A 17587-nucleotide genomic window follows, 5' to 3' on the forward strand; every position below is an offset into this window, starting at 1 on the left:
CTCATGAGTGCGTTAAATAAAAAAAGTTTTCTCACTTATCTGAAAGAAGGCGGTATTTACGTTGTTCTTTTAGTCTTGCTGGCGATTATTATTTTCCAGGACCCTACGTTCTTAAGTCTGCTGAACTTGAGTAACATTCTGACCCAGTCTTCCGTACGTATTATTATCGCGCTTGGCGTGGCGGGACTTATCGTTACCCAGGGGACTGACCTTTCGGCAGGGCGCCAGGTGGGTCTGGCGGCGGTCATTGCGGCAACCCTGTTGCAGTCGATGGAAAACGCCAACAAGGTGTTCCCGGAGATGGCGACCATGCCGATTTTCGTGGTGATCCTGATCGTGTGCGCCATCGGCGCGGTAATTGGCCTGATTAACGGCATCATCATTGCTTACCTGAACGTGACGCCATTCATCACCACGCTTGGCACGATGATCATCGTTTATGGTATCAACTCCCTGTACTACGATTTCGTCGGCGCGTCTCCAATCTCTGGCTTCGACAGCGGCTTCTCGACCTTCACGCAGGGGTTTGTTGCGCTGGGCAGCTTCCGTCTCTCCTACATCACCTTCTATGCGCTGATTGCGGTGGCGTTCGTCTGGATCCTGTGGAACAAAACCCGCTTCGGTAAAAACATCTTTGCTATCGGCGGTAACCCTGAAGCGGCGAAAGTGTCCGGGGTCAACGTGGCTCTGAACCTGCTGATGATTTACGCCCTGTCCGGGGTCTTCTACGCCTTCGGCGGGATGCTGGAAGCGGGCCGTATCGGCTCTGCAACCAACAACCTCGGCTTTATGTACGAACTGGATGCGATTGCAGCCTGCGTGGTTGGCGGCGTCTCCTTCAGCGGCGGCGTGGGTACCGTGCTGGGCGTGGTGACCGGTGTGATCATCTTCACCGTTATCAACTACGGCCTGACCTACATCGGCGTGAACCCCTACTGGCAGTACATCATCAAGGGCGCCATCATCATCTTCGCGGTTGCGCTGGATTCACTGAAGTACGCGCGTAAGAAGTAAGATCTTCAGAATGAAAAGGCCCGCTCACGTAGCGGGCCTTTTTTTGCCTGGTGGCGCGACGCTTACCGGGCCTACAAAATCGCGATCGTAGGTCGGGTAAGGCGAAGCCGCCACCCGACAAAAGTTATTACTTCTTCTGAATTTCCAGCAACTGCTCTGGCGTTACCGCCGGGTAACCCTGTGCATTCTCCGGCACTTCGTGCATCGTTGGGATCGGCACCAGCGGGCCTAAAAAGCGCGGTTCACGTTTGAACAGGTACAGGTCAGCCAGCGCACCAAAACGGGCGCCAAACTCACGTACGCGCACGCTCAGCATATCCTTTGGCGATGGCACCGCATAACACTGCGCCTGAATGCCCATATGCAGGGCGATAAACAGCGCCCGCTCGCAGTGGAAACGCTGGGTAATGATGATGAAATCATTGGTGTCGAACACCTTGCGGGTACGCACGATGGAATCAAGCGTGCGGAATCCGGCGTAGTCGAGCACGATATCGGCCGGGTCGACGCCTGCGGCAATCAGATCTTTGCGCATCGTCACCGGCTCGTTATAGCTTTGCAGCGCGTTATCGCCGCTCAGCAGCAGATAGTTCACCTTGCCGCTGTTATAGGCGTTCAGCGCGCCCTGAATACGATACCGGTAATACTGATTTATGACGCCAGTGCGGTAATACTTGGCGGTGCCAAGCACCACACCAACCTGACGGTAGGGGAGATCCTGTAGGTCATCAAAAATGTAGGGGGCTGTTTTCCAGCTCATCCAGCGGTCGAGACCCAGCACGATCAACAGCAGTATGCCGACCAGGACAGACAGGCTGTAAAACACGCGCTTTAACATGCAGATGGCTCGTACCGATGATGAAATTTCCCTCAGGCTACTGTACCCGCCTGGTTAGCGCAAGAAACAGCGATTCAACTGAGGGGTTTTTCGTCAGACTGGCGGGCAACTCTGCCCGCCGAACAGATTATGCCAGCAGCACGCGGTCGATGGTTGAACAGCCCAGCGCTTTCAGCGTGGCTGCGGTCGCGTCCCACTGGATCAGCGGCGCATCGGCCTTTTCAGCCAGGATTGCGCGCTGAATATCCGGGTAGTCATACCCGTTCAGGCTAAGCAGGTTCAGGGCACCCTGGAGCGGAGGCAGCGTCGGGTTAAATGCGGCGTTCTCTGCATAGCTGCCGGTGAAGATGCGGCCGTCGCGGCACTGAAGGGCGACGCCGCTTGGAGATTTGCTGTATGGCGTGTGGCTTTTATTGGCGGCGGCAATGGCCGCTTCGCTCAGCTCATCTCCCGAGAGCGCATAACCGTGGTCCTGCTCGTCCATTAGCAGGGTTTTGATCTCAAGATCTTTCGGGCCGAAAGCATCCGGCAGGTAATCACCCAGCGTATGCGGTGCGCGTCCTGGCAGGTTGATACGCAGTTCAAGACCGCTGTTCAGCTCATTCATAAACTGGCGGCAGTGGCCGCAAGGGGTATAGTTGACGGTGATGGCGCGCAGGGCTTTTTCGCCGCGCAGCCAGGCGTGACTGATGGCGCTCTGCTCCGCGTGGACGGTTTGCTGCATGGTCGCACCAAGAAACTCCATGTTTCCGCCGAAGTACCAGGTTCCGCTCACGCCGCGCGCAATTGCGCCTACGTTAAAATGGGAAAGGTCAGCGCGGGCGCAGGCAGCCGCAAGGGGCAGCAGGGCGAAAGCCAGCGCGTCTTCGTCCAGCCCCGTTGCCTGTTTAAGGGCCGTGACCTGATCTGCCGTCAGCAGGGCGGGGAAATGCGCATCCGCCAGAACCGGAGCCAGGGCTGATTGCAAATTCTCTGCAAGCTGAGAGAAAGCAGCTTGAAAACGTGGATGCATGACGTTGCCTCATCAAGGTTAATGGATCGGTAGTGTACGGAGCCGTACGGCCTTTATATGTGATCCAAATCTCATTATGTGTGCAACTTATGAAATGAAAATGAAATTTGCGCGACGCATCGCAAATTTTAGCCCATGACTGCCAGAATAATCGGGAAGATAAACGGCGCGACCAGGGAAGTGATAATCCCGCAGATCACCAGCGCCAGCGAGCTGAATGCCCCTTCCTGATAATCCAGTTCCGCGCAGCGTGCGGTGCCCAGCGCGTGCGAGGCGGTACCCATCGCCAGACCGCGTGCCGCTTTGGTCCGAATTTTCATGATATTCAGCAGCGTATGACCAAACACCGCGCCCAGGATACCGACGAAAATCACGCACACGGCGCTGATGGCCGGAATGCCCCCGATGCTGCCGCCCACGGCCATGGCAATCGGCGTGGTGACGGATTTAGGCAGGATAGAGGCGGCGATCTGCGGCGACGCGCCCATCAATAAGGCCACCGAGGTACCGGTGATCATCGCAACAAGGCTACCCACAAAGCAGATGGTAATGATGGATTTCCAGCGCGCGCGGATCTGATGCAGTTGCTCATATAAAGGAAACGCCAGCGCCACCACGGCAGGCTGCAACAAATCGTTGAGGATCTTGCTCCCGGCGAAGTAACGCTCATAAGGAATGCCAGTGAGCAGCAGAAAAGGAATAATCACCACCATGGCGACCAGCAGCGGGTTGAGCAACGGCATTTTGAAACGCACCGCAAGCTTACGCGCAGCAAAGAACACCACCAGGGTTAACGGCAGGGACCACCAGATATTCGCCATCATTTTTTTGTTTTCTCCCCGACGACCTTGCGTTCGCCATGCACAATGTGTGAACTCCAGCTGACGACCAGGAATACCACCAGCGTACTGATGGCGCAGGAGACCACAATCGGGCCGAACTGCGCTTTAAGCACATCGTAATACTGCATCACCCCAACGCCGATAGGCACAAAAAGCAGGGCCATATAGCGAATGAGAACGAAGCACCCCGGATTAACCCATTTCGCGGGCAGCACCTGTAATGCCAGCAGCACAAACAGGATCAGCATGCCGATAATGCTGCCGGGTATCGTAATCGGCAGCAGCGAAGCGATAAAAATGCCGGCGTATAGGCAGGCATAAATGAGGACGAAGGCGCGAAGGTATTGCCAGATAGTATTCAGTGATTTGCTCATGGTGAAAGTCCTTGCTGAGACGTATTCATCATACAATTAAACCTGAAAATGTGCCACGGATCACATCATGAATTTTGGGCATACCAGACATTCCGCAATGGAACGCCGGGCTTTCAACATACATAGAGAGCAGCTACTATAGCGCGTCTTTTTTCACAGGTACTCAGAATGCGTGTTTTACTGGCCCCGATGGAAGGTGTGCTCGACTCTCTCGTGCGCGAGCTGCTTACCGAGGTGAACGATTACGATCTCTGCGTGACGGAGTTCCTGCGCGTGGTCGATATGTTGCTGCCAGAAAAATCATTTTATCGTCTCTGCCCGGAACTGCATCGTCAGAGCCGTACCCCGTCCGGTACGCTGGTGCGTGTCCAGCTGCTCGGCCAGTATCCCGAGTGGCTGGCTGAAAACGCCGCCCGCGCGGTAGCGCTTGGTTCGTACGGCGTCGATCTTAACTGCGGCTGTCCGTCAAAGCTGGTCAACGGCAGCGGCGGGGGGGCGACGCTACTTAAAGATCCGGAGCTGATTTATCGCGGCGCAAAGGCCATGCGTGAGGCGGTGCCATCGCACCTGCCGGTGACGGTCAAAGTGCGTCTGGGATGGGACAGCGACGACAAGCAGTTCGAAATTGCTGACGCGGTGCAGCAGGCGGGCGCCACCGAGCTGGTGGTGCACGGGCGAACCAAAGAGGATGGTTATAAAGCCGAGCGCATTAACTGGCAGGCGATTGGCGAGATCCGCAAACGGCTTACGATCCCGGTGATTGCCAACGGCGAAATCTGGGATTATGAGAGCGCGCAGGCCTGCCTCGAAGAGACCGGCTGTAATGCCGTGATGATTGGCCGCGGTGCGCTGAACGTGCCGAACCTCAGCCGGGTGGTGAAATATAATGAGCCGCGGATGCCGTGGGCGGATGTGGTGAAACTACTGCAAAAATACACGCGGCTGGAAAAGCAGGGCGATACCGGCTTGTATCACGTCGCGCGCATTAAGCAGTGGCTGAGTTATTTGCGTAAAGAGTACGACGACGCGCTGGGATTATTTCAGGAGATCCGTACCCTACAGACGTCTGCGGATATTGCCCGGGTGATCCAGTCGAAGTCCTGAGCGAAGTGTGAAGAGTTTGCCCGGCACGGAGCCGGGCAACAGAATCAGAAAATCATCTTGAATACGCCTGTTACCACCAGCAGCCCTATCAGAAATATAATCAAAATAACCCACAATAATATTTTCATTCGCCTCTCCTGCGTATGTCTGTCGAAGTAAGTGTAGCAGTCAATTCATAATTAGCATGAATACATGAAATTAAATCATTGTCTTGGGGAATAAATTTCCGGATATGAAAATGTATAACAATATGCGGATTGCCACGCGTTACTAAAAAACGGAACGTCAGTAAGCGTAAGTTGCGCCTTTATTTTTTTGAGTTCATGGCGTAATGAAACGTTCTCTTACTTTATCTCTGAGTGCTCCTCTTGTTTTTATGCTGGCCGCCTGCGCGCCGGAACATGCCACGGTGTCTCCAGTAAAAACGCAAGCCGCCGCCGCAGCTGTAAATACCCAACTGCGTCATGCCGACTGGCCAAAAAGCGAATGGTGGAAAGACTTTAACGACCCCCAGCTCAACGCGCTGATCGACAAAGCGCTGGCGGATGCGCCGGATATGCAAATTGCCCGTCAGCGTATTACCCTGGCGGAAGCACAAGCGAAAGCCGCTGTCGCTGCTGAGGGTCCACAGCTGGATTTTTCCGCAGATGTTGAACGGCAAAAAATGTCGGCAGAGGGGCTGATGGGGCCATTTGCGCTGACCGACCCGGCGGCGGGAACAACCGGCCCCTGGTACACCAACGGCACCTTTGGTCTGACGGCGGGTTGGGATCTGGATTTATGGGGTAAAAACCGCGCCCAAATTGAGGCCCGCATCGGTCAGGTGAATGCGCAAAAAGCGGAGCTGGAGCAGACCCGCCAGCTGCTCGCCAGCAGCGTCGCGCGGCTGTACTGGGACTGGCAGACCGAGGCCGCGGTGGGTGACGTACTCGCGCAAATCAAACGGGAGCAGGAAAATATCATCGGTGCCGATCGTGAGCTTTATCAGCACGGCATTACCTCCTCGGTGGAAGGCGTTGAAACGGATATTAATGCCAGCAAAACCGATGAACAGCTCGCTGACGTGCACGGCAAAATGAAGGTCATTGAGGCGCGTCTGAATGCGTTGACCCATACCCCTTCAGTCACGCTCGCCCGGCATGCCTTACCTGATGCAGAGGCGTCGCTGCCGTCAACGCTCGGTTATGAACTGCTGGCTCGGCGCCCGGATTTGCAGGAGGCGCACTGGTATATCGAAGCATCCATGAGCGAAGTGGATGCCGCCAGAGCCGCGTTCTACCCTGACATCAATTTGATGGCATTCTTGCAGCAGGATGCATTGCACCTGAGTGACCTGTTCCGCTCATCTGCGCAGCAAATGGGCGTAACCGCCGGGCTGACGCTGCCAATTTTTGACAGCGGTCGGTTGAATGCGAACCTGGATATCGCCCAGGCGCAAAACAACCTCTCCGTGGCGAACTACAACAAGGCCGTGGTAGATGCCGTAAACCAGGTTGCCCGGACGGCCAGCGAAGTGGAAACGCTGACCGCCAAAAATCAGCACCAGCAGCAGATCGAAAAAGATGCGGCGCGCGTCGTTGCGCTGGCACAGGCGCGCTTCAGCGCCGGGATCATTGCCGGCTCCCGGGTGAGTGAAGCAAAAATTCCGGCGCTCAAAGAGCGTATTACCGGGTTGATGCTGAAAGGTCAGTACGTGGATGCCACGCTCCAGCTCACCTCCGCGCTGGGTGGCGGATATCATCACGGCTAACATTGCGCATTATCTATACTTACCTCTTTGCAGATTATCAGGAGGTGAGTATGACGCGAGTCGCAATTGTTACCGCATCGGATTCAGGAATTGGCAAAACGACGGCCCTGATGCTGGCCGAACGCGGGTTTGATGTCGGAGTAACCTGGCATTCAGATGAGAAAGGGGCGCTGGCAACCTGCCGTGAAATTGAAGCGCGCGGGCAGCGTGCCGAGGCCATTCATCTCGACTTAAGCAATTTGCCGGAAGGCGCAAAGGCCATTGAAACCCTGATTACGCGTTTCGGGCGGCTGGATGTGCTGGTTAACAATGCCGGGGCGATGAATAAAGCGCCATTTCTGGACCTGTCGTTTGACGACTGGCGGCACATATTCACCGTTGACGTGGACGGCGCGTTTCTCTGCTCGCAAATCGCGGCGCGTCAGATGGTGAAGCAGGGGGAAGGGGGGCGGATCGTGAATATCACCTCGGTGCATGAACATACGCCATTGCCGGACGCCAGCGCCTATACGGCGGCCAAACATGCGCTGGGCGGGTTAACGAAGTCGATGGCGCTGGAGCTGGTTAAACATAAGATTCTGGTGAACGCCGTTGCGCCCGGAGCGATCGCCACGCCGATGAATGATATGGACGACAGCGAAGTGAAAGAAGGCGCAATGCCGGAAATCCCGCTGGCACGGCCAGGGCATACCAAAGAAATTGCCAGCCTGGTGGCGTGGCTGTGTGACAGCGACGCCAGCTACACCACCGGGCAGTCGTTTATCGTCGACGGCGGTTTTATGCTGGCGAATCCGCAGTTTAAGCCTGCGGAATAAGCATTCCCCTCACCCCCTGTACAGTCCGGGGACATGGTAGACAGGTGTTCGGGGACATGGTGAACACTTTTTAACATCCTTTACCCATGATGATCGACTTTTTCTTCAGGTCGATCATCCCCACTTTCGTGCTGTACCACCATACTTCATAGCAGCCGTCCTCCTGTGTCTCCCTCAGCCCCACACGCTCTCCCCTGAAGGCCTTCCCTGCGTTCAGACTGATACCCTGTATGCTCAGCTTCCCGCTGATATCCACCTTCCTGACCACCACGCCTTCATCGTACTCCGGTGGGGGTGTGCCGGCGCGGTACTGCCGCGCAGACGGCTGGTATCTCGAGGCCGGTACTGCCATGTCCAGCGCTTCATGTGGCCGTTCAAGGTTGTACACCGTCCGCCAGTGGTCGAAAGCGCGCTGCAACTCACCGCTGTCCGCGAACCATCTCTCCTGTAGCACTTCCGCCTTCAGGCTGCGGTGAAAACGCTCCAGCTTGCCCTGCGTCTGCGGATGGTAAGGCCGGGAATGGCCCACCCGGATACCGTGGCGCATCAGCCACAGCTCCAGCGCCGTCCAGGTGCCGGTGGTGTCACCCCACGGCGAGCCGTTGTCCATCGTCATCCGGTCCGGCAGGCCGTAACGCTCAAACACGCTGACCAGTTGCTGCTGCACGGTCTCGCGCCGTTCATCGGTACAGTGCGCCAGGCACAGGGAAAAACGGGAGTGGTCATCCAGCAGGGTGAGCGGATGGCAGCGGCCACCGCCAAAGGGAAAGTGGCCCTTAAAATCCATCTGCCAGAGCCTGTTCGGCGCATCGTGTTCGAAGCGGCCCGTAGCCGGAATACCGGGCGCCGTTCCCGGCAGCAGGCCATGGCGGGCCATCAGGTTATGGACGGTGCTGAAGGCAGGCATGGTGTGTCCCTGGTCTTCGAGCCAGCGCTTAATCTTGCGGGCTCCCCAGCGTTCATGACGGGCATGTGCCATGCGCAGCAGGGCAGTGATGTCGTCTGACGAGCGGTTCGGGGAATGGTGCGGTATGCGCGGGCGGTCCTGAAGGCCGGCGGCGCCTTCCTGAACCCAGCGCTGAAGCCACTTGTAGCCGGTGGCAGGGGAAATGCCGTAGTGACGGCAGAGGGAACGGATGTTCGCCCCGTCCTGCGAGGCGAACAAAACAAACTCGGTACGTAATGACATGGTATCTCTCGCATCCCAGGGCATAAGCGACTCCATAAACGGGTTCTTATGCCTTAGTTGTAAGTGTCTACCATGTCCCCGAACAAGTGTTCACTATGTCCCCGGACCGTACAACCCCCAAGGGGAGAGGGTGTATAGCGTTTGGGGAGAGGGGTAGGGTGAGGGGCAGCAGGCCGAACTCACTCTTCATCCCGCCGCTTTTCGCGATGCTTGAGCCACAGCCGTACCACAATCACCACCGCAACAACCAGGATCAACCAGGCCCAGTGTTTAAGATGCTGATCGAGATTATGCAGCCACGGACCTATTACTTCGCCACCCACGTAGCCAAGCGTGGTGAAAATAAGCGCCCAGGCAATCGCCCCGAGAATGTTCAGCGGCAGGAAGATTTTCGGCGGTAAGCGGCTCGCGCCAATCAGTATTGGCCCGATGATGCGAAAGCCGTACATAAAGCGGGTACCAATCACAAACAGCCAGGGACGTCGCTGGATAAGCCGCTGAGCACGGCGAATTTTCTTTTGATGCTTAGCAAAACGTTGCAAAAGCGTCGGGCCAAAGCGCAGCCCCAGAAAGTAGAGCAGCTGATCGCCAATCATACCGCCCAACGCGACGGCGGCGACCACCAGCGAGAATTTCAGCAAACCCTGGTGTGCGGCCACCCCGCCCAGCAGCGTGATGGTTTCGCCTTCCGCGACGCTGCCGATCACCAGCGCGGCGTATCCATATTGTTCAATAAGACCGTTGATATCCATTACGTAAACGTCATCTCCCTTACTGTGCCTGCGTTAATCATATACCCCATCCATCAACCGCGCGGCAATCAACGGAAATTTCCCACTGTACATAAAATAATCTAAAGCCTGCATTATACTTAAGCTATCGCTGACGGGCCGACAACAAGGGGGCGTTATGAACCATGTCTGGGGACTTTTCTCCCATCCCGATCGTGAAATGCAGGTGATCCGTAACGAGAACGAAACGGTCGCGCATCACTATACCCACCATGTCCTGCTGATGGCAGCGGTGCCGGTGGTCTGCGCGTTTATTGGTACTACGCAGATAGGCTGGAACTTTGGTGACGGCACCGTGGTTCAGCTTTCCTGGTTTACCGGACTGTACCTGGCCATTCTGTTTTATGGCCTGATGCTGGCCGGGGTGGCGGTGATGGGGCGGGTCATCCACTGGATGGCGCGCAACTATCCGCAGCGCCCGTCGCTGGCACACTGTATGGTCTTCGCCGGATACGTCGCGACCCCGCTGTTTTTGAGCGGTATTGTCGCGCTCTATCCACTGGTCTGGCTGTGCGCGCTGATCGGTACGGTTGCCCTCTTTTACACCGGTTATCTGCTGTATGTAGGGGTGCCAACCTTCCTCAATATCAATAAAGAAGAGGGCCTGAGCTTCTCCAGCTCTACGCTTGCCATCGGCGTACTGGTCCTTGAGGCGCTACTGGCCCTGACAGTTATTCTTTGGGGTTATGGATACCGTCTCTTTTAAGTTCCCTGCATTGCTGGCGTAAATGCCAGCAATGCAGCATCTGGTTATGATTCTCCGCTGGCGACAACGCACGGTGATCGCTATGATGCCGAAGCCAGCCTGTGTTTATCCGTTGACACAGGCGGTGTACGTCATAACGTGCGTGAATCATTATCAGAAGTCTCATCATGCTGAAATTTCGAGTGTCACTCCTTAGTCTTGCGCTGCTGCTGGGCGTCTCCGCTACCGCGCCAGCCATCGCCAAAACGACCGCAGTCACCACCGCTGCTGCGCAACCCCAGATTGCGTCCGGCAGCGCGATGATCGTTGACCTGAATACCAACAAGGTGATCTACGCCAGTCATCCGGATCTGGTGCGCCCGATCGCTTCCATAACCAAAGTCATGACCGCGATGGTGGTGCTTGATGCACGACTGCCGCTGGACGAAAAGCTGAAGGTGGATATCAGCCACACGCCAGAGATGAAAGGGATCTACTCTCGCGTGCGTCTGAACAGTGAAATCAGCCGTAAAAATATGCTGCTGCTGGCGCTGATGTCCTCTGAGAACCGCGCGGCGGCAAGCCTTGCCCACCATTATCCTGGTGGTTACGACGCGTTTATCCGCGCGATGAACGCCAAAGCCAAAGCGCTGGGGATGAAAAATACCCATTTCGTAGAGCCAACCGGTCTGTCGATTCATAACGTCTCGACGGCGCGTGATTTAACCAAGCTGCTGATCGCCAGTAAGCAATACCCGCTGATCGGTCAGCTCAGTACCACGCGTGAGGAGATGGCGACATTCTCGAACCCGGCGTATACGCTGCCGTTCCGCAACACTAACCATCTGGTGTATCGCGATAACTGGAATATTCAGTTAACCAAGACCGGATTCACTAATGCGGCAGGGCACTGCCTGGTGATGCGCACCGTGTTTAACGGTAAGCCAGTGGCGCTGGTGGTGATGGATGCCTTCGGCAAATATACCCACTTTGCGGACGCCAGCCGCCTGCGCACCTGGATTGAAACCGGGAAAGTGCAGCCGGTGCCGGCTTCAGCGCTGGCGTATAAAAAGCAGAAAGCGGAACAGATGGCGACGGCGCAGAACGACTGAGCCGCCTGTCTGTGCCGGGTGGCGGCTTCGCCTTACCCGGCCTACGGCCCTAAAGCGGCCCCGATACGTAGGCCCGGTAAGCGAAGCGCCACCGGGCGAAAGCGCCTACTCCGGCAGCGTCCAGTCACCATCGTTGAGTGGACGCTGCATGATCAACGTATCCCGCCAGTCGCCCTTCTTATACCCCACGCTGCGCAGTTGACCGACAACCTCGAAGCCATGTTTTTTATGCAGCCGTAACGATCCCGCATTATTGTTTCCGTCACCAACCACGGCAATCATCTGCCGCCAGGGTCCTTGTTCACAACGGGCGATCAGTGCCTGGAGTAAGGCCGAGCCAAACCCGCGCCCGGTAGTGCTGGCATCCACATAGATGGATTCCTCAAGGGTGTACCGGTAGGCCTGGCGTGGACGATAAAACGTGGCGTAGCAGTAGCCGACAACAATGCCGCGATACAGCGCAACCAGCCACGGTAAACCGCTGTCGGTCACGCTCTTCATCCGCTGACGCATCTCATCGACGGTGGGAGGAATTTCCTCGAAGGACGCACGGCCATGAAGCACATGCCAGGCGTATATCGCCGAGATGGCATGCGCATCGTCAGGAAGGGCGTCGCGCACCTCGATTTCAGTTTCGGGGAAAATTTCTACAGCCGACATGTTCTGCCCGCTCCATGTTTGGAAAGCCAGAAAAACGTTTCTCTGGCAACAGGCAGATACTCTAGTACGTTTGAGGAGGGCTTAACAATCTCTTAAATTTGGCTATAAGAGTTCATCAGAGGCTTGCGTATTGTGTTCCTCTGTTTCGGCACTCTCTTTCCAGTATTTCTTCCGCGTTGTCTTACCAATGCCCGGGTTCATACTGTTTGTAGGGTCATTTTTGCGATAAAACTGTTTAAGCGTCTCCGGCGCTTTGTACAGGTGTCCTACGTTGTGCTCGGCAGGATATTGCGCGCCACGCTCGTGCAGCAGCGCCAGCATCTGTTCTTTCAGCGCGTGTGCATCAACCCCTTTTTTGACGATGTAATCCTGATGGAAGACATAGCACATAAAGTGGCCGTAATAGAGCTTATGCACCAGCTTGCTGTCGATCTCCGGCGGCAGATGTTCAAACCACTCGGTATCGTTGCGACGCAGGGCGATATCCAGCGCCAGAATATCCTCCACCTCTTCGGAATGCACCGCCTGATAACGGATGGCAGCACCCGCCGCGGCGAAGCGGTGCAGGAAGGCTTTGCTGCCTTCTTCCGGCGTACAGGCAAAGAAATCCCCGTCGGCGGTTTTGAAGAATTCGGTGAGCCAGCTCTGCGCTTCGGCAATTCCGTCCCCGGCCATTTTCAGCAGCAGATGGTGCTCATACTTGTCGTGCCAGGTCTTCATCCGCTCCGGTAAATGCGCCGGGAAGACGTTACCCAGCTTCTGCATAAAGCGGTCGGTGAAGTGCGGTTTGAACAACGATACTTTCTCCAGCATCGCGTCGGTGCGGCCCTTCATAGTGAAGAAGAACGGCATTTTGTCGGTGCCGAGCTTGTCGATCATCAGGAAGGTATCTTTGCCGTAGCGCTCGGCGATGTCGTAAATGTCCCGGTGCATATACTCGCCCGCCACCGGCAGGTGAGTGAACTCGGCCAGAATATGACGACGGATCTCCGTCAGCACCTCCGGCTGATTGGTGCCGATGTAAAACACCTGCTGCTTTTTCTCTGCCGGGAAGGTATCGAGGCGCACCGCAAAAACGGCCAGCTTGCCCGCGCAGCCGGAGGATTCAAACAGGCGATCCGGATCGGCGTTATAGCGCGCCGGCGTATCGGCATTGATATCGCGCACGCGGGTGATGTAATCGTGGTCATGCGCGTGACGGCCATCGTGCTGAACGTCTTCGTCCTTTACGCGGTCATCGTCGAGTTTGCTGAGGATCTGCTCTGGCGTTACGCCCAGATCGATCCCCAGATGGTTAACCAGCGTCAGCTTGCCGTTTTCATCGATACGGGCGAACAGCGACATTTCCGTGTAAGCCGGGCCGCGCTGCACCAGCGAGCCGCCGGAGTTATTGCAGATCCCGCCGATCACCGAGGCGCCAATGCACGATGAGCCGATCACCGAGTGCGGTTCGCGTCCCAGCGGCTTAAGCGCTTTTTCCAGCGAGTAAAGCGTGGTGCCGGGGAAGGCGAGCACCTGTTCGCCCTTGTCCAGCAGGTGTAGTTTGTCGAGGCGCAGGGTGCTGATAATCACGATGTCACGATCGTAATCGTTGCCGTTCGGCGTGGAGCCTTCGGTCAGGCCGGTATTCGCAGCCTGCATTAAAATAATCTTGTCTGCCGCAACGCAGGCGCTGAGCACGCGCCACAGTTCGAGCAACGTACCGGGGAAGACTACCGCCAGCGCGTCGCCCTGGCCGGAGCGAAAGCCCTTCCGATAGCGGGCGGTTTTGGCCGGGTCGGTAAGCAGGTGAGAGTGACCAACCAGGCGAGACAGTTCGTTAATAAATGTAGTGTTATCGTCAGTTCGAACAGAAGACATCTTCCACTCCTTGTGGTGGGGCAAATTTCTCGCTGTAAAGCATAGCGCGATTAGCCGTTGAGCGGTCGAGTATTCATGAGAAAAATCAGAGAATAACCCTGCAAGGTTTTCAGGCTTTATGGCACACTGCGCTTTTCGCACGGTCTGGCCGGGTGCTTCCCGCGGTTATTGATGAGAGAGAATAACAACATGAAATGGCTATATTCTGTAGGTGTCGCCGTCAGCCTGGCGCTGCAACCTGCGCTGGCAGAGGATTTGTTTGGTAATCACCCGCTCACGCCCGAAGCCCGCGACGCCTTTGTCACGGATTTACTCAAAAAGATGACGGTCGATGAGAAAATCGGCCAGCTGCGCCTGATCAGCGTCGGTCCGGATAACCCGAAAGAAGCCATTCGCGAGATGATCAAAGACGGGCAGGTAGGGGCCATTTTTAACACCGTTACCCGCCAGGATATCCGCAAGATGCAGGATCAGGTGATGGAGCTGAGCCGCCTGAAAATTCCACTGTTCTTCGCTTATGACGTGGTGCACGGCCAGCGTACCGTCTTCCCGATTAGCCTCGGCTTAGCCTCCTCTTTTAATCTTGATGCGGTGAAAACCGTCGGGCGCGTTTCGGCATATGAAGCCGCAGACGACGGCCTGAATATGACCTGGGCGCCGATGGTTGACGTCTCCCGCGATCCGCGCTGGGGCCGCGCTTCGGAGGGCTTCGGTGAAGACACGTATTTAACCGCCACGATGGGCAAAACCATGGTGGAAGCGATGCAGGGCAAAAGTCCGGCAGATCGTTACTCGGTCATGACCAGCGTCAAGCACTTCGCCGCCTATGGCGCGGTGGAGGGCGGTAAAGAGTACAACACCGTCGACATGAGCCCACAGCGCCTGTTCAACGACTACATGCCGCCATACAAGGCAGGGCTGGACGCGGGCAGCGGGGCGGTGATGGTAGCGCTGAACTCTCTCAACGGCACGCCTGCCACCTCCGATTCGTGGCTGCTGAAAGACGTGTTGCGCGACCAGTGGGGCTTTAAGGGCATTACCGTCTCTGACCACGGCGCGATTAAAGAGCTGATTAAACACGGCACGGCGTCCGATCCGGAAGACGCGGTACGCGTGGCGCTCAAGTCCGGCATCAACATGAGCATGAGCGACGAGTACTACAGCAAATACCTGCCGGGGCTGGTGAAGAGCGGCAAAGTGACGATGGCAGAGCTGGACGACGCCGCTCGCCACGTGCTGAACGTGAAATATGACATGGGGCTGTTTAACGATCCTTACAGCCATCTGGGGCCGAAGGATTCAGACCCGGCGGACACTAACGCCGAAAGCCGTCTGCACCGTAAAGAAGCCCGGGAAGTAGCGCGCGAAAGCCTGGTGCTGCTGAAAAACCGTCTCGACACGCTGCCGCTGAAAAAATCCGGCACCATTGCCGTGGTTGGTCCGCTGGCCGACAGCAAGCGCGACGTCATGGGCAGCTGGTCCGCCGCAGGCGTGGCGGATCAGTCCGTTACCGTGCTGACCGGCATTAAGAGCGCCGTGGGTGATAATGCAAAAGTGGTTTACGCCAAAGGCGCGAACGTCACCAACGATAAAGACATCGTGACCTTCCTCAACCAGTACGAGGAAGCGGTGAAGGTGGATCCGCGCACGCCGAAAGAGATGATCGACGAAGCGGTGAACGCCGCGAAGCAGTCCGACGTGGTGGTCGCGGTGGTGGGTGAAGCGCAGGGGATGGCGCACGAAGCCTCCAGCCGTACCGACATTACCATCCCGCAAAGCCAGCGCGATCTGATCGCGGCCCTGAAAGCCACCGGCAAGCCGCTGGTGCTGGTGCTGATGAACGGGCGTCCGCTGGCGCTGGTGAAAGAAGACCAGCAGGCTGACGCCATTCTGGAAACCTGGTTCGCCGGTACCGAAGGCGGTAACGCCATTGCCGACGTGCTGTTTGGCGATTACAACCCGTCCGGCAAGCTGCCGATGTCCTTCCCGCGCTCCGTCGGGCAGATCCCGGTTTACTACAGCCACCTGAACACCGGTCGTCCGTATAACGCCGACAAGCCGAACAAGTACACGTCTCGTTATTTCGATGAGGCGAACGGCCCGCTGTATCCGTTTGGCTATGGCCTGAGCTACACCACCTTCAAGGTGTCTGACGTGAAAATGTCGGCGCCTACGATGAAGCATGACGGCAAAGTGACCGCCAGCGTGGAGGTGACCAACAGCGGCAAACGCGAAGGCGCGACGGTGATCCAGATGTACATTCAGGATGTCACGGCCTCCATGAGCCGTCCGGTGAAACAGCTGCGCGGCTTCGAGAAGGTCAACCTGAAATCGGGCGAAACCAGAACGGTCAGCTTCCCGATTGACGTGAATGCGCTGAAGTTCTGGAACCAGCAGATGAAATACGATGCCGAGCCTGGCAAATTCAACGTCTTCATTGGCGTGGATTCCGCCCGCGTGAACAAAGCCGAATTCGAGCTGCAATAATCTTACCTTCCTCCCCATCCCCCGCCTGGCGGGGGATGCCTCTCATCTTGTACGAAAAACGGTTAAATTCGCTGTTTTAAGCTACGCTTTTGTCTCAAGCCTATGAAAAAGGCCACAAAATAATGAGGAAAGCAGAATGACGATTATTAAGGGGATAACAGGATCGGCGGTGCTTCTGGCGGCGCTAAGCCTGCCGCTACAGGCCGCAGAGCCGGTTAAGGTGGGTTCCAAAATTGATACCGAGGGCGCGTTGCTCGGCAATATCATTTTGCAGGTACTCGAAAGCCACGGCGTGAAAACGGTCAATAAAGTACAGCTTGGCACCACACCTGTCGTGCGCGGTGCCATCACGTCCGGCGAGCTGGATATCTACCCGGAATACACCGGCAACGGGGCATTCTTCTTCAAGGATGAAAACGATCCGGCCTGGAAAAATGCCAAAGCCGGGTACGAAAAAGTCAAAAAGCTGGACGCGGAAAAAAATAAGCTGGTCTGGCTTACGCCGGCACCGGCCAACAACACCTGGACTATCGCGGTGCGTAAAGATATTGCCGAGAAAGGCAAGCTCACCTCGCTTGACGATCTCAGCCGCTACCTGAAAGAGAAGGGCGAGTTTAAGCTCGCGGCCTCGGCAGAGTTTATCGAGCGCGCTGATGCCCTGCCAGCGTTTGAGAAAGCCTATGATTTCAAGCTCGATCAGGCACAGCTGCTCTCGCTGGCGGGCGGCGACACGGCGGTGACCATTAAGGCGGCGGCGCAGCAAACCTCCGGCGTCAACGCGGCGATGGCCTACGGCACCGACGGCCCGGTCGCGGCGCTTGGTCTGCAAACCCTGACCGACCCGAAAGGCGTTCAGCCCATTTACGCCCCAACCCCGGTCGTGCGCGAGGCGGTGCTGAAAGCCTACCCGGATATTGCGGAATGGCTCAAACCGGTGTTTGAAAAACTGGATGCGAAAACGCTGCAACAGCTGAATGCCAGCATTGCCGTTGAGGGGCTGGATGCCAAAAAGGTGGCTGCCGACTTCCTGAAACAACAAGGGCTTGTGAAGTAA

The 17587-nt window shown here is 56.6% G+C and carries 16 protein-coding genes; 8 read left to right on the forward strand and 8 right to left on the reverse strand.

Annotation, left to right across the window (positions count from 1 at the left end; genetic code table 11):
• Positions 1–3 precede the first annotated feature (3 nt).
• Complete coding sequence (gene mglC, locus SK62_RS06605; RefSeq protein ID WP_003859318.1) at positions 4–1014, forward strand: galactose/methyl galactoside ABC transporter permease MglC; 1011 nt, start codon at positions 4–6, stop codon at positions 1012–1014.
• A gap of 127 nt (positions 1015–1141) precedes the next feature.
• Here mglC and sanA read toward each other — a convergent pair whose 3' ends face one another.
• The 4 genes from sanA to SK62_RS06625 all read right to left on the reverse strand — a co-directional run bounded on the left by sanA (position 1142) and on the right by SK62_RS06625 (position 4080).
• Positions 1142–1852, reverse strand: a complete 711-nt coding sequence (gene sanA, locus SK62_RS06610; RefSeq protein WP_017383381.1) for an outer membrane permeability protein SanA — start codon at positions 1850–1852, stop codon at positions 1142–1144.
• Between the two features lie 127 nt (positions 1853–1979).
• Positions 1980–2864: a cytidine deaminase gene (gene cdd, locus SK62_RS06615; protein ID WP_017383380.1), complete on the reverse strand. Its 885-nt coding sequence runs from the start codon at positions 2862–2864 to the stop codon at positions 1980–1982.
• A 128-nt stretch (positions 2865–2992) separates the two neighbouring features.
• On the reverse strand, positions 2993–3688 hold the full coding sequence (locus SK62_RS06620; RefSeq protein ID WP_015572322.1) for a CidB/LrgB family autolysis modulator: 696 nt from the start codon (positions 3686–3688) through the stop codon (positions 2993–2995).
• The gene (locus tag SK62_RS06625) at positions 3685–4080 is read right to left on the reverse strand and encodes a CidA/LrgA family protein (RefSeq protein ID WP_003859308.1); all 396 of its coding nucleotides are present in this window, start codon (positions 4078–4080) and stop codon (positions 3685–3687) included. The genes SK62_RS06620 and SK62_RS06625 overlap by 4 nt, the downstream gene beginning before the upstream one ends.
• A gap of 168 nt (positions 4081–4248) precedes the next feature.
• On the opposite strand from SK62_RS06625, the gene dusC reads away from it, so the two are divergent.
• The 3 genes from dusC (at position 4249) to SK62_RS06640 (ending at position 7749) form a co-directional block, all read left to right on the forward strand.
• The gene (gene dusC / locus SK62_RS06630) at positions 4249–5184 is read left to right on the forward strand and encodes a tRNA dihydrouridine(16) synthase DusC (protein WP_048249356.1); all 936 of its coding nucleotides are present in this window, start codon (positions 4249–4251) and stop codon (positions 5182–5184) included.
• A gap of 331 nt (positions 5185–5515) precedes the next feature.
• Positions 5516–6934, forward strand: coding sequence for a multidrug resistance outer membrane protein MdtQ (mdtQ, locus tag SK62_RS06635; RefSeq protein WP_032648905.1), 1419 nt, complete (start codon positions 5516–5518; stop codon positions 6932–6934).
• A gap of 50 nt (positions 6935–6984) precedes the next feature.
• The gene (locus SK62_RS06640) at positions 6985–7749 is read left to right on the forward strand and encodes an SDR family oxidoreductase (protein WP_023295053.1); all 765 of its coding nucleotides are present in this window, start codon (positions 6985–6987) and stop codon (positions 7747–7749) included.
• A gap of 70 nt (positions 7750–7819) precedes the next feature.
• Here SK62_RS06640 and SK62_RS06645 read toward each other — a convergent pair whose 3' ends face one another.
• Together SK62_RS06645 and SK62_RS06650 are read right to left on the reverse strand one after the other, a co-directional pair.
• Positions 7820–8974 (reverse strand): IS481 family transposase, encoded by a 1155-nt coding sequence (locus SK62_RS06645; RefSeq protein WP_080346137.1) that lies wholly within the window; start codon positions 8972–8974, stop codon positions 7820–7822.
• Between the two features lie 143 nt (positions 8975–9117).
• Positions 9118–9690 carry a DedA family protein gene (locus tag SK62_RS06650; RefSeq protein ID WP_015572327.1) on the reverse strand — a complete coding sequence of 191 codons (573 nt, stop codon included), beginning with the start codon at positions 9688–9690 and terminating at the stop codon, positions 9118–9120.
• A gap of 157 nt (positions 9691–9847) precedes the next feature.
• On the opposite strand from SK62_RS06650, the gene SK62_RS06655 reads away from it, so the two are divergent.
• Entirely contained in the window at positions 9848–10435 is a 588-nt protein-coding gene (locus SK62_RS06655; RefSeq protein WP_003859296.1) for a Yip1 family protein, read from the forward strand.
• 167 nt (positions 10436–10602) lie between these two features.
• Positions 10603–11526 (forward strand): D-alanyl-D-alanine endopeptidase, encoded by a 924-nt coding sequence (gene pbpG / locus SK62_RS06660; RefSeq protein WP_017383378.1) that lies wholly within the window; start codon positions 10603–10605, stop codon positions 11524–11526.
• A 105-nt stretch (positions 11527–11631) separates the two neighbouring features.
• Here the strand turns inward: pbpG and SK62_RS06665 are convergent, their stop codons facing one another.
• Positions 11632–12186, reverse strand: coding sequence for a GNAT family N-acetyltransferase (locus tag SK62_RS06665; RefSeq protein WP_015572330.1), 555 nt, complete (start codon positions 12184–12186; stop codon positions 11632–11634).
• A 102-nt stretch (positions 12187–12288) separates the two neighbouring features.
• Positions 12289–14046 carry a D-lactate dehydrogenase gene (gene dld / locus SK62_RS06670; protein ID WP_023295052.1) on the reverse strand — a complete coding sequence of 586 codons (1758 nt, stop codon included), beginning with the start codon at positions 14044–14046 and terminating at the stop codon, positions 12289–12291.
• A gap of 189 nt (positions 14047–14235) precedes the next feature.
• Between dld and bglX the strand changes: the two genes are divergently transcribed.
• Both bglX and SK62_RS06680 read left to right on the forward strand, forming a co-directional pair.
• Positions 14236–16533 (forward strand): beta-glucosidase BglX, encoded by a 2298-nt coding sequence (gene bglX / locus SK62_RS06675; RefSeq protein ID WP_047719274.1) that lies wholly within the window; start codon positions 14236–14238, stop codon positions 16531–16533.
• A gap of 136 nt (positions 16534–16669) precedes the next feature.
• Complete coding sequence (locus SK62_RS06680) at positions 16670–17587, forward strand: glycine betaine ABC transporter substrate-binding protein OsmF (RefSeq protein ID WP_023304109.1); 918 nt, start codon at positions 16670–16672, stop codon at positions 17585–17587.

Origin of the sequence: Enterobacter sp. BIDMC109, assembly GCF_001037885.1 — a bacterium.
GTDB classification, from domain to species: Bacteria; Pseudomonadota; Gammaproteobacteria; order Enterobacterales; family Enterobacteriaceae; genus Enterobacter; species Enterobacter hormaechei_C.

What these genes read in the sequence shown, in the direction of transcription:
- SK62_RS06680 (WP_023304109.1), top strand. Translation starts at nt 16,670, where the DNA reads ATGACGATTATTAAGGGGATAACAGGATCGGCGGTGCTTCTGGCGGCG.
- SK62_RS06650 (WP_015572327.1), bottom strand. Translation starts at nt 9,690, where the DNA reads ATGGATATCAACGGTCTTATTGAACAATATGGATACGCCGCGCTGGTG.
- SK62_RS06655 (WP_003859296.1), top strand. Translation starts at nt 9,848, where the DNA reads ATGAACCATGTCTGGGGACTTTTCTCCCATCCCGATCGTGAAATGCAG.
- pbpG (WP_017383378.1), top strand. Translation starts at nt 10,603, where the DNA reads ATGCTGAAATTTCGAGTGTCACTCCTTAGTCTTGCGCTGCTGCTGGGC.
- sanA (WP_017383381.1), bottom strand. Translation starts at nt 1,852, where the DNA reads ATGTTAAAGCGCGTGTTTTACAGCCTGTCTGTCCTGGTCGGCATACTG.
- SK62_RS06620 (WP_015572322.1), bottom strand. Translation starts at nt 3,688, where the DNA reads ATGATGGCGAATATCTGGTGGTCCCTGCCGTTAACCCTGGTGGTGTTC.
- SK62_RS06625 (WP_003859308.1), bottom strand. Translation starts at nt 4,080, where the DNA reads ATGAGCAAATCACTGAATACTATCTGGCAATACCTTCGCGCCTTCGTC.
- bglX (WP_047719274.1), top strand. Translation starts at nt 14,236, where the DNA reads ATGAAATGGCTATATTCTGTAGGTGTCGCCGTCAGCCTGGCGCTGCAA.
- SK62_RS06640 (WP_023295053.1), top strand. Translation starts at nt 6,985, where the DNA reads ATGACGCGAGTCGCAATTGTTACCGCATCGGATTCAGGAATTGGCAAA.
- mdtQ (WP_032648905.1), top strand. Translation starts at nt 5,516, where the DNA reads ATGAAACGTTCTCTTACTTTATCTCTGAGTGCTCCTCTTGTTTTTATG.
- mglC (WP_003859318.1), top strand. Translation starts at nt 4, where the DNA reads ATGAGTGCGTTAAATAAAAAAAGTTTTCTCACTTATCTGAAAGAAGGC.
- SK62_RS06645 (WP_080346137.1), bottom strand. Translation starts at nt 8,974, where the DNA reads ATGGAGTCGCTTATGCCCTGGGATGCGAGAGATACCATGTCATTACGT.
- SK62_RS06665 (WP_015572330.1), bottom strand. Translation starts at nt 12,186, where the DNA reads ATGTCGGCTGTAGAAATTTTCCCCGAAACTGAAATCGAGGTGCGCGAC.
- dld (WP_023295052.1), bottom strand. Translation starts at nt 14,046, where the DNA reads ATGTCTTCTGTTCGAACTGACGATAACACTACATTTATTAACGAACTG.
- cdd (WP_017383380.1), bottom strand. Translation starts at nt 2,864, where the DNA reads ATGCATCCACGTTTTCAAGCTGCTTTCTCTCAGCTTGCAGAGAATTTG.
- dusC (WP_048249356.1), top strand. Translation starts at nt 4,249, where the DNA reads ATGCGTGTTTTACTGGCCCCGATGGAAGGTGTGCTCGACTCTCTCGTG.